This is a genomic window from Thiocystis violacea, assembly GCF_016583565.1.
Classification (GTDB): Bacteria; Pseudomonadota; Gammaproteobacteria; order Chromatiales; family Chromatiaceae; genus Thiorhodococcus; species Thiorhodococcus violaceus_A.
This window is the reverse complement of sequence record NZ_NRRF01000106.1, coordinates 1-10,268: the sequence shown is the minus strand read 5'-3', so window position 1 is coordinate 10,268 and position 10,268 is coordinate 1. Positions and strand designations below refer to the sequence as shown.

Annotated in this window: 12 protein-coding genes and 2 pseudogenes; 4 read left to right on the top strand and 10 right to left on the bottom strand. The window is 54.0% G+C overall.

Annotation, left to right across the window (positions count from 1 at the left end; translation table 11 throughout):
• A pseudogene (locus CKO23_RS27010) lies at positions 1–124 on the top strand (IS1595 family transposase); the annotation flags it as partial.
• A 405-nt stretch (positions 125–529) separates the two neighbouring features.
• Here CKO23_RS27010 and CKO23_RS22640 read toward each other — a convergent pair.
• Both CKO23_RS22640 and CKO23_RS22635 read right to left on the bottom strand, forming a co-directional pair.
• The gene (locus tag CKO23_RS22640) at positions 530–1,417 is read right to left on the bottom strand and encodes a hypothetical protein (RefSeq protein ID WP_200335412.1); all 888 of its coding nucleotides are present in this window, start codon (positions 1,415–1,417) and stop codon (positions 530–532) included.
• Between the two features lie 232 nt (positions 1,418–1,649).
• Positions 1,650–2,279, bottom strand: a complete 630-nt coding sequence (locus CKO23_RS22635) for a MarC family protein (protein WP_200335410.1) — start codon at positions 2,277–2,279, stop codon at positions 1,650–1,652.
• Between the two features lie 311 nt (positions 2,280–2,590).
• Between CKO23_RS22635 and CKO23_RS22630 the strand changes: the two genes are divergently transcribed.
• Entirely contained in the window at positions 2,591–2,770 is a 180-nt protein-coding gene (locus CKO23_RS22630; RefSeq protein WP_200335408.1) for a hypothetical protein, read from the top strand.
• A 103-nt stretch (positions 2,771–2,873) separates the two neighbouring features.
• Here the strand turns inward: CKO23_RS22630 and CKO23_RS26815 are convergent, their stop codons facing one another.
• From CKO23_RS26815 to CKO23_RS22595, 7 genes are all read right to left on the bottom strand, one after another.
• Entirely contained in the window at positions 2,874–3,074 is a 201-nt protein-coding gene (locus CKO23_RS26815; RefSeq protein ID WP_369408014.1) for a carbohydrate porin, read from the bottom strand.
• Positions 3,075–3,174: 100 nt separating this feature from the next.
• Positions 3,175–3,294: an acyl-CoA dehydrogenase family protein gene (locus tag CKO23_RS22620; protein ID WP_346014670.1), complete on the bottom strand. Its 120-nt coding sequence runs from the start codon at positions 3,292–3,294 to the stop codon at positions 3,175–3,177.
• Between the two features lie 40 nt (positions 3,295–3,334).
• Positions 3,335–4,159: an enoyl-CoA hydratase/isomerase family protein gene (locus CKO23_RS22615; protein WP_200335404.1), complete on the bottom strand. Its 825-nt coding sequence runs from the start codon at positions 4,157–4,159 to the stop codon at positions 3,335–3,337.
• A gap of 53 nt (positions 4,160–4,212) precedes the next feature.
• Complete coding sequence (locus CKO23_RS22610) at positions 4,213–5,001, bottom strand: enoyl-CoA hydratase/isomerase family protein (protein ID WP_200335402.1); 789 nt, start codon at positions 4,999–5,001, stop codon at positions 4,213–4,215.
• 172 nt (positions 5,002–5,173) lie between these two features.
• Complete coding sequence (locus CKO23_RS22605) at positions 5,174–6,337, bottom strand: CaiB/BaiF CoA transferase family protein (RefSeq protein WP_200335400.1); 1,164 nt, start codon at positions 6,335–6,337, stop codon at positions 5,174–5,176.
• An 85-nt stretch (positions 6,338–6,422) separates the two neighbouring features.
• Positions 6,423–6,884 carry a MaoC family dehydratase gene (locus CKO23_RS22600; RefSeq protein WP_200335398.1) on the bottom strand — a complete coding sequence of 154 codons (462 nt, stop codon included), beginning with the start codon at positions 6,882–6,884 and terminating at the stop codon, positions 6,423–6,425.
• Positions 6,885–6,981: 97 nt separating this feature from the next.
• A complete protein-coding gene (locus CKO23_RS22595; protein ID WP_200335396.1) occupies positions 6,982–8,223 on the bottom strand; it encodes a carbohydrate porin in 1,242 nt (413 codons plus the stop codon).
• Positions 8,224–9,119: 896 nt separating this feature from the next.
• On the opposite strand from CKO23_RS22595, the pseudogene CKO23_RS22590 reads away from it, so the two are divergent.
• Both CKO23_RS22590 and CKO23_RS22585 read left to right on the top strand, forming a co-directional pair.
• Positions 9,120–9,785: pseudogene (locus tag CKO23_RS22590) on the top strand (cation:proton antiporter domain-containing protein); the annotation flags it as partial.
• 2 nt (positions 9,786–9,787) lie between these two features.
• Positions 9,788–10,036 carry a hypothetical protein gene (locus CKO23_RS22585; RefSeq protein WP_200335387.1) on the top strand — a complete coding sequence of 83 codons (249 nt, stop codon included), beginning with the start codon at positions 9,788–9,790 and terminating at the stop codon, positions 10,034–10,036.
• 102 nt (positions 10,037–10,138) lie between these two features.
• On the opposite strand, the gene CKO23_RS26810 is transcribed toward CKO23_RS22585, so the two are convergent.
• Positions 10,139–10,243 (bottom strand): transposase, encoded by a 105-nt coding sequence (locus tag CKO23_RS26810; protein ID WP_369408013.1) that lies wholly within the window; start codon positions 10,241–10,243, stop codon positions 10,139–10,141.
• Positions 10,244–10,268: the final 25 nt, after the last annotated feature.

The window sequence follows — 10,268 nt, the reverse complement described above, 5'->3', positions numbered from 1 at the left end:
TGCCAGCTACCTGAACGAGTTCGTGTTCCGCTTCAACCGCCGGCGGTCCCGCAGCCGTGGGATGGTGTTCTACCGGGTACTCGAACTCGCGATTGCGAACGAGCCTGTGCGCTACAAGGAACTCGCACTGACCCAGCGACCCCGAACAGTACTCCCCACCCCGCCGAGGGCAAATGGCCACCCGCCAAGCCTCGACCTCCCTCCCGCAAACCGTCCGTGGAGGAACTCCGGTTAAGTGGAGAGCCCAGATTCATTGATTGGTTCATTGCATCCGTGTGCATCAAATTTCTTAGTGCCGGTGCGTCGGTAAGTGCGGTTAACGTGCTGGACAGACCCGCTGTCCGAGGCGCTTCATCACCGCGAATTAGGCAGCGCCCCTGAACCTATTGAACCGCGAGAATATCCATATGTGCGCCGCGTGTCATTTTAAGGTGAAGGAGCCAGAGTATTTACTCCAGAATACAAAAGAGCCGCCCTCAAAGGCGGCTCTTTATCGTTTCGAGTAGCGGGCTCACAAAAGCTCGTGTCCCTATTTAGGGAACAGGAAGACGAGCGATGCCTGAAGTTGGACATTCGCACCGCCATCGGGACTGTCTGCAAACCCGTATGCTGCTACTGACAAGTTCACGGGCTGTTTTCCAAAATTGAAGACCCTGCCGAAGCCGCCGCCCACCGGAATAGTCCACTTGTTCCCGCTATCTGCTTCATGATTGTAGGTTATGACAGGGCCAGTTTTCAGATACCAACCGTTGTCGAGGTTGTAGTTGGCAAAGGGTTGGAATGTCATAAAATTAACGCCTTCGCGCGTCTTGGAACTGTCCACATCCCAAACGTTGTTGAGCAATGCACCCACCGTCCAATTGTTAATCTTGGCGAACAAGACGCCGCCGATGCCCGCGGCATTTCTGCCTGTACCAAGGATGTCGCCGGATGCCGAATCGAACTGAAGGACCGGTCCGACACCCCAAGTCCAAAAGTTGTCCCCGCCCAAACTGTTGGTCTTTTTCGGCACAAAGTAGGTTTGCAGCTGGATATCGCCAACGCCTGTTTTCCCATCAATCGGACCAGAATCTGGCTGGTCGATGAAAGGAATGATGCCACGCAAAACGAGGTCCCAGTTTTCACTAATACCGATTGGAACCACCGGTTTAAAGAGTATAGTATTCTGGGTTCTATTTTCTTCCCCGACATTCTGATAGCTATCAAATTCGAAAGGCAAACTGATCAGCGAGGCGATCGGGTTCTGTGACTGGGTCGCCAAATCTGCCTGTCCCCCTCCCTCTCCCTCTCCCTGTGCCAACGCCGAACTGCTGGCCCCAAAATTGGTCATAATGAAGATTGCAGCAAGGGTGGAAGTGCAAGCCCGCAGTACTTTGCCGCGTTTGAGTACTGCCCATGATGTGTGGGCATTTTCCATGTTGTTTCGTTCCTGACAGAGCCCGCTTCGATTGTGCGGCGCGTTTCAAGAGTTGTTTGGCCTAACGCAATCACCCATCAAAAGAATTACGCTGAGTGCTTTTGCCAAATTTCGCACCAGCGGACACTTCACCGTTTGTACCGCGAGCGGAGCGCTCATGACTATCTCCGCAGCCACCTGTTCGACCTTTGTCATCAATTAGCAGCCCGCAGCCGCCATTGTAAACCTTAGCTTAGCCCTTGACTGGAAGTTCTTGCAGTACCCCGAGATCGGTTAGACCCCAAATCATCAACTGAATCGCCAAAGAGACTAGCAATAATCCCACAATAACTGACACCACTTTAAGCACTGCCGGGCCTATCGCGCTAAGAATCCGATGAGCGCCGAGAAGAAAGATAAAGTTGAATGCCATGATCCCGAGTATCAATCCGATCATTAACACCAATTCACTCGTTCCGGGTGCGGCTGCAGTTAAGGTAACAATCGCAACAAGGCCCTGAGGGGTTACCATCAATGGCATGGCCAGAGGGTAAACGGCGATATTGGTCGATGCTGCCGAATCGGTCTTCGGCGCTTCTTGTGACTTGCTGCCCAAAACCATTTCGAGTGCAAAGAGCACCAAAATAAGTCCCCCTCCCAGCTTCAAAGCGGGAATCGATACGTGAAACGCATCCAGCAGGAACTCGCCGGCAATCAGAAAAAGGAGTGCTACGACAGTTGCTGTTAGCACCGTTCTTATAGCGATGCTGCGCCTGAAGCCGGCATCGGCATCGGCGGTCAATGTAACATACACGATCGACGATTTGAGCGGCCCCAAGGTGATTAAAAAAACCACAAACAGATCTACTATTCCAAAATTCATCTTTCTATCTCATATGTTTACGTGTTTTTTTATTTTCTCATCAGGTCAGCCCAAGACTGAAAACCGATGACTATTTAGCCTTCCAGTTTAAGGACGCCGTCCGACGCCATGTGTCTCTGGACGATCCGCTCCATCCGGTCTCTTGCTCTTTCGGGGCCTCCGATCTGCCCAATCCGTTAGATGTCCAAAAGTAGGCGCCATCATCGATCGTCTCCCGCGCCAGCAGTCGGCTCGCTCGCGCCGTGTTTTTGGCGTCCCGCGCCTCCCTATGCAGCCTGTCGAAGTCGGATCGGAGCGGGATTGATGCGGCCATGGAGAACACCCTCCTTCTAGGGAGTTCAATCTGTCCGGTTTTGAGCCTGTTCTGCTCACACACTTTTTGTTCGGCCGGGAAACGCCATCATGCCCTTAATAATCAATATTTTATCGAGCATGGCGAGGGGCTTTTCGTCACAGAAATGCGGGATCAAAAAGTGCGTGAAAAAGGCTAGATTGAACACCCTACCCTCCTTCTAGCCATGTTTAGTCACGCCACGATCTTCAGCGGCACCCCCTTCGGCAATCAAACTTGGTGGAAGTTGGTATTGCCCCGTCTCACGCGGCGCCATCACTCGGCCCCTGGGAGAATTTGGGTGCATCCGTGCCTCTGTCGGGATCAGATGTCACTCGGGCTCGCAATCCGAACAAGGCGACAGCATCCCTGTCGGGGTTCAAAGCCGGATTCACAACGATTTGCAGGTTGGGCGTGATCTGAAGGTTCTCGGTAAGCTGGACCCTGTAGAAGACCTCGCTTATCCACTGGTCGTCGAGGTCGACCCCGAACGTATCCGAAGTAGGGCGGCTCCAGTTGAGGCCGACGCCGAGCTGGTTGCCGCCGGGCTTGTTCTGGTAATTCTCACAGGCACATGTCGATACTATTCAGGCCGCCGCCGCCCACCTCTTCGGGCAACCCCGAGGCAAGAAGGCCGAGATCCTCGGCCTTCTTGTGCAATTCGTTCGCCAACTCGGGCCTCACCACCTGAGTCACTTCGACCCCCGTTTCGTACGGGGCGAGTTTATTTTGGAAACATGCAGCCAACAAATTTTGAGGTGTCCAGCGGGTCTTGAAAATTCGCTTTGCGCTTATTAATGAAGGCGTCGGCTCCCTCGTGAAGGTCCTGCGTACGGGATAGCACATCGAGCACGTCAAGCAGCTTCGCAATTGCCTGCTCCTCGGGTAAGTAAATGCCATACCGCAACACCTGCTTGACGGCACAAATGGCCTGCTTCGGAGCGCTTGCAAGCCTTGCAGCAATTTTTTGCGCGTGTGCGAGCACCTCGCCCTTAGGCTTAACGTGATTGGCGTAGCCCCACGCGAGCGCTTGCTGCGCATCGATCATATCGCCCAGCAAAAACAACTCACTGGCGCGGCCAATACCGATACGCCGTGTTATACGCACTGAGCCTCCACTGCCGGGTATGGCGCCAAGGTTTATTTCGGGCACGCCGAATTTTGAATTTTCGGCGACCACGATGATGTCGGCGCCGGCTGCGAGTTCCATGCCGCCGCCTAGCGCATAGCCTTCAATGGCCACGACTGTGGGTTTCGGGAAATTGGCGAATTTGGTGAATGTTTCGTTCTCAGGAGCGAGCTTGCGAGACACGACGGCACCGTCCGCCAAGAGTCCGGGAAATTCCTTAATGTCGGAGCCGGTGCCGAAAGCGCGGTCACCGTCGCCTGTGAGTACAATCGCCCCTATCGCTGGGTCAGCCTCCAGGCTGGTCAGGGCCTCGTCCAACTCGCGTCTCATATCCAGTGTCATCACGTTCATCGGCGGGTTAACCAGGAACAATGTTGCCACGGCGCCATCGATCTCCACGCGTAATTTTTGGTCACTCATTTTTTTCTTCCTCTAGTAACTATGAGTCGTATGTGCGTTACACGCTGATCATTTCAGCTTCTTGTGAACACTGGGTGTCTTTTCTCTACAAATGCTTTGGTCCCTTCCGCCTTATCATTCGAATTAGCAACTACTCCAAAGACTGATGCTTCCTGGTGGATGCCATCTTTATTGGACATATCATTTCCAGCATTCATGACCTGTTTTGCACTTGCAACGGCAAGTGGACCATTTCTTCCTATAACGTTTAAACACTCAACTGCTTCTTGCAGGCAGCTTGCTTTATCATCTGATACTCTATTCACCAATCCCCACTCATAGGCTTTATCAACATCTATAAAAGTGCCCGAATAGATAAGCTCTTTTGCTCGGTTTCGACCGATGTACTTTGGAAGTCTTTGGGTTCCACCAAAAGCAGGTAACACACCCCATTTAACCTCAGGCTGTCCAAAAACTGCTTGCTTCGAAGCAAAAATGAAATCGCAAGACATTGCCATTTCACATCCACCGCCAAGTGCAAAGCCTTGAACACAGGCAATCATAGGCAGGGCCAAGTCTTCCATGGCCAAGGTAACGGCCTGTCCTGTTTCGGCAAACACTTGTGTTTCTTGCGGAGTCATTTCAGACATGGCAGCTATATCCGCACCTGCCATAAAAGCTTTTTCTCCAACACTTGTTAGAATAACGCCTTTATATTTTGAAACATCGATATTATTTATCGCATCCAACATCTCATCTAAAACCGTTTTGTTCAAAGCATTCAGCTTGTCGGGCCTGTTTACTTCTAAATAGAAAATACTGTCTTTTTCAAATGTATTGATCGTTTCATAAGCAGTAGTCATGTCTTCATCACTCTCTTTTAGTGTTTGCGTTTCTGCTGGCTTAATCTGATCCCGGATTTCCTCCAGCCGCGTCTGCGGCTGGAGTTATCAATTGCATTCATCTTCGTTGGATGATCAATCGTAACCCGAGTACGCCGTCACTTGTGCCAAACAAGACACTCATCCGGCGCTCTTACTTACCGCCACCCGCGGCCAAACCAAGTTCGCGAAGGATCTCTTCGGTGTGCTCACCGAGCTGTGGCGCCATTATTCTCGTAGTAACAGGAGCGTCACTGATATGAACAGGGCAACCGATGGTCGTAATTTTACCAAGAATCGGGTGATCAATATCGATTATCATATTGTTAATCTTCGTTTGTGGGTCATCCATTACTTCACTTAATTTGCGGACCTTGGAACAAAGTACATCCTGCCCTTCAAAACGTGCCAAAGCTTCTTCCATGGTGTATTTGGCAATTTCCTTGCGCAGTGTGTCTTGTATAATCTTTTTGTTTTTGATCTGAGAAGCCATATCTGGGTAAGGAATGGTAAGATCATCTATTTCCATTGCAGCGCACATAGCCTTTAGCGGGTTGGGCATAAACGCTCCAATCACCACAATTGGCCCATCCTTGGCCTCGGCGTGAATAGCGAGTGGCATTGCCGCCCAGTTCAGAACTTGTTTGTATTTGCTCCAGTAGGCTGCTTCCTGCAGTTGCGTATGAATCATCGAATCATAAAGACACACATCCACTTTTCGACCAAGGCCGGTTTTTTCACGCCCAATCAACGCGGCCAAAATGCCCTGACAGAGATGCATACCTCCGGTATAATCGCAGATAGCTGTTGGAACTATCGATTGTGGAACTGACGGGTCCGCGGTCTCATACATGAAGCCTGTTACAGCTTGGGCCACCATGTCCTGCCCAGGTTTTTTCTCATTTGGTCCGACAGGTCCGTAGCCTGTTGCGGACGCAAAAATAATGCGTGGATTAATCTCTTTTAGCTTCTCATAGCTGAAGCCAAGCTTGTCCATCACACCTGGGCGAAAATTGTTTACGACCACATCCGATACTTTGACGAGTTCATAAATAACCTTCTTTCCTTCTTCACTTCTCGTATCAAGTTCCATCGAACGCTTGTTGCGATTCATGGCGACATATGTCGGATTGTTAGTTGCCTCTATAGAGGTCCCGCCAACGGTATGCCGACTCAGGTCACCTACGCCCGGGCGCTCGATCTTGATTACATCGGCACCAAAATCAGCGAGCTGTAGAGTGGCAATGGGGCCCTGCTCGGCCTGCGTGAAATCTATAACGCGAATTCCGTCTAACGGAAGGTTTGTAGTATCTGTCATGGTTATCTCCTTAGATGATGGTTTTCTTAGATGATGGCTCGCTCACCCTGTAATATCGGGTGAGCGAACAGATTCGGCGGTAATCTTAGGCTTCGGTTTCGTAGTAAAGTATCCATTCGGCGTACAGTGCTGGCTTTTCCTCACCTTCAATTTCAACGGTTAATGCAGTGATGAACTTGCAGTTGTGCTCATCCTTCCAAATAACATCTTTAACCTCTCCGTGTATGCGTACCCGCTTACCAGTGTGTACCGGGGCCAGGAAACGAACCTTGTCATAACCATAATTAAAACCATGTGGCATATTCTCAGGTATTGGAAAGTTAGCCATTATATAAGGTGTCAACCCCAGCGTCAGTAAGCCGTGAGCAATGGTTCCACCCATATCAGTTTTTTTCGCTTTTTCGGGATCAACATGCATGAAGTAGTTATCGCCTGTGCAGTGGGCGAATTCGTTGATGCGTTCCTGCGTAACTTCATACCATGCGGTTGGTTCAACCTTGGTCCCTATAAAATTGACTAGCTCATCTTTAGGTACGATTTTGTTCATGTTGTTTTCCTCTGTTTTTGTAAGTAAACCTTGCTTCGGCGATAACATGGTTCGACGATAAGCAAATCATCTTTCGCCGCAAGGCCGTGTCAAAAGATCAGAACGTCACTCGGGCTCGCACTCCGAACAAGGCGAGAGCATCTGCGGGGTTCAAAGCCGGATTCACAACGATTTGCAGGTTGGGCGTGATCTGAATGTTCTCGGTAAGCTGGACCCTGTAGTAGACCTCGCTTATCCACTGGTCGTTGAGGTCGACCCCGAACGTATCCGAATTAGGGCGGCCCCAGTTGAGGCCGACGCCGAGCTGGTTGCCGCCGGGCTTGTTCTGGTATCCAAAACCGCCGCTCACCGACCTGTCGTAAAGGCCCCCGCCTTCATGGGCCCAAGCGGCACGCAAGAACGGCAACCAGTGCTTGCCCACAACACGGGAGACAGACGCATTGACGCCCCATCCGCTCTGCACGCCGCTAACGTCACTCTCATCCTGCTGCCAGACCGCGATATGCGCATTGTCGAACAAAAATCGCTTGCCACCTCCGGTGATCCCGATCTCCGCAGTCTTGAAGGTGTTGAAGTCACCGAAGAAAGTATCGAAGCCCTCGAACATGGATGTCGGCTGGTAACCGGCGTCCATGATGCTGGCTGCCGCATAAATGTTGTCGGTCAGATAGCCGCCGACCATCGCGCCAAGCGCGGCGTCCGGCAACACGATCATCGTGTTTGAGCCGACCGTAAAGGCGAGATTGAGAAAGCCGGTCCAAGGACTGGCCAACGCGTAACCATCGAAATATTCCTTCATATCAAGAAAGCCGAGACGCAAGACAGCGCGGTCGTCGGCGAAGTCCTGCTTCCAATAGAGAGTGGTCGCGCGAAAGCCGTCGTTGTTGAAGACGGGTTCTGGCGTACCGACAAACCCGACTTCGACGCCGAAGGCAGACGGCGGGATGTCGGTGTAGGCGTGCCGGTTTTCGATCTTGAACTCAACGCTGCCGGTGTTCGCCGCGCCGCGGTTCAGCAACTCCCAGGAGCCAAAGAAGCGCGCGACCCCAGAGGCCGAGGTGTCGTCGCCGAGGCTGTCGGTCGCGGCGAAACCCACTGCGAGGTAATCGCCGCCGAAGCTGAGCCCTATGCTCTCGGCGATACCGGCCTTCCATCCTTCCCACGCTTTGAGGACATTGAGATTGAGTAGATCCGCCTTCTCCTCGCGATCATCGCGCAGGATCGTGGACACCGCTCGGGGGCCGCTGAAAGGGTCATGGTCAAAAGCATTTTGCACCGGCGCCCCGGTGCGGGAGGCGCCCTGCTCTGCGTTCTCCGCGAAGGCAGGTTGCCAGCACATAAAGAATGAGAGCACAGCCAGTGGCGCGACTGTCAGCCTTGGTGACAACAGGGCGTCTGCCGCACAGTAACGGTGCGCAGGGAGGTGCTGGGCGTTTCGCTCGGCTCTCAGACAAGAGCAACAGCCGACCTGGTCGAGGCGTCTGCGCATCGTGCTGAGGGCAGCGACCAACCCTAGGCGGACGCTGCGTGACCATCGAGCCTTGCGTTTCATGGCAGCAAGGCTTAGACGAGGCTCTAGTGGGTTGCTGCCGCCGACAAGCGCCCGTTCGGGTGGACGGTCGGGCGCTGCCCATACTTGTCGAACGGGCTGGCTTTGCTCCTCTGGCGATCCTTTCTGATCGGATACTGTTCTGGAACCGCGTGAAAGGACGAGTTCACGGCACGAATACGCATTCGTCTCACCCGGCGTCGCCGCTGATGAGGCGACCACTACGGCAAGCTGCGGATAGGCCCGCAGCGTTTCTACAAACCAATCGATCATCTCATACCCTAAGGTGTTTCGTGTACGGCGCAAGAGCTGCTGCGCTAGCCCGTCCGGCTAGTGGCCAAGCGGTACTTCAATCGCTCTTGCGGTACTTTGATGAACCAAGCACGACCGGCATCAGAAAGCGGTGCCGCAAAAGGCTACCGCCTCAGACGTGCCCGACTTCGACCGACGGCTCAACAGCGCCGAACGCTAACCTGCTGCGACACGGCTGACTAGAGTCCCTTTCGGGACGGTGTCGCGCGTCAGGAGAGTGCAGTACGCTCCGGAAGTTAATCAGGGAATACGCTGATCAATCGGACTTTCCCTGAACCGGAGTCACCATGGACATCTCGGCAGTCCTTCTCGCGATCGTCGTCTTTCTTGCCGCGACGGCGGCCTGCGTCATCCTGTTCTAGCGACTCGGCTTCGGTTCGATCCTGGGCTTCATCGTCGCCGGTGTGCTCATCGGGCCGCATACGTCGGGCCCGTTCCCCGTGCATGCGGTCGATGAATTGCAGAGCATCGCCGAGCTCGGCGTGGTGCTGTTCCTGTTCAGCGTGGGTCTGGAGATGCGCCCCGAGAAGCTCTGGCAGATGCGCCGCCTGATCTTCGGTCTGGGCTCCGCGCAGATGCTGCTGACCGCGGCCGTGCTTGCCGCGTATACGATCCTGGTGCTTCAAGCGCCATGGGAATCGGCGACTATCCTCGGCCTGGCCTTCGCCATGTCATCGACGGCCATCGTCATGGGGACGCTGGGCGAGCGCGGCGAACTGGCGAGCGAGCATGGGCGGACCACCTTCGCCGTCCTGATGGCGCAGGACATGTGGATCGTGCCGATCATGGCACTGCATGTGGTCATCATCGGCTACGACGAGGTGGGGCAGCTCATGGACCTGATACTGGAACGGGCGAATATCCCCCACGTCGCCGTCGAGCGGGACATCGCCGTCGTGCAGATAGCCAGGCGTGCCGGGCGCGAGGTCTATTTCGGCGACCTGTACAGCGCCAGTACCCATGAAGCCACCAAGCTCGGCAAGGCCGCCGCGGTGTTCGTGACCTCGCGCGATTCGGAGGCCGCCAGGCGCTGGCCCTGACGTTGCATCGCCTCTATCCGCAGTTGGACGTTTACGTGCGCGTGCGCACCATCGCCGATCAGGACGCGCTTGTTGCCAAGGGCATCAAGCACGCGGGCACGGGCTACATCGAGAGCACGCTGGCGCGCGGCGGGATGCTGCTGAAGGATCTCGGCGTCTCGGAAGCCGATGTCGGCGAACTGGTGACTACGCTCCGACGCGACGATTACGCCCTGATCCGCGCGGCCTACGCCGAAGGCGCAAGGGCTTAGAAGATATCCGGAACATAGTTTGCTTAAACTTTAGGTTTCTTGGAGTTTTCGGAATAAGATTTGTGCGCAAGCCAGGTGAATCAGTGCCAAGTAATTGGGCATCTAGCAAACATAACGGGTACGAATCGCCCGAAACCCTTTCAGCCAGGCGATCGTCCGTTCGACGACCCAACGCCGGGCCGTAGGCGTCTTCGCACCGTCAGCCAGTTTCTCCTCGCCAATGCGCCGGATG

Excerpts from the sequence above, each read along its gene's own strand:
- CKO23_RS22640 (WP_200335412.1), bottom strand. The coding sequence starts at position 1,417 with ATGGAAAATGCCCACACATCATGGGCAGTACTCAAACGCGGCAAAGTA.
- CKO23_RS22635 (WP_200335410.1), bottom strand. The coding sequence starts at position 2,279 with ATGAATTTTGGAATAGTAGATCTGTTTGTGGTTTTTTTAATCACCTTG.
- CKO23_RS22630 (WP_200335408.1), top strand. The coding sequence starts at position 2,591 with ATGGAGAACACCCTCCTTCTAGGGAGTTCAATCTGTCCGGTTTTGAGC.
- CKO23_RS22615 (WP_200335404.1), bottom strand. The coding sequence starts at position 4,159 with ATGAGTGACCAAAAATTACGCGTGGAGATCGATGGCGCCGTGGCAACA.
- CKO23_RS22610 (WP_200335402.1), bottom strand. The coding sequence starts at position 5,001 with ATGACTACTGCTTATGAAACGATCAATACATTTGAAAAAGACAGTATT.
- CKO23_RS22605 (WP_200335400.1), bottom strand. The coding sequence starts at position 6,337 with ATGACAGATACTACAAACCTTCCGTTAGACGGAATTCGCGTTATAGAT.
- CKO23_RS22600 (WP_200335398.1), bottom strand. The coding sequence starts at position 6,884 with ATGAACAAAATCGTACCTAAAGATGAGCTAGTCAATTTTATAGGGACC.
- CKO23_RS22595 (WP_200335396.1), bottom strand. The coding sequence starts at position 8,223 with ATGTGCTGGCAACCTGCCTTCGCGGAGAACGCAGAGCAGGGCGCCTCC.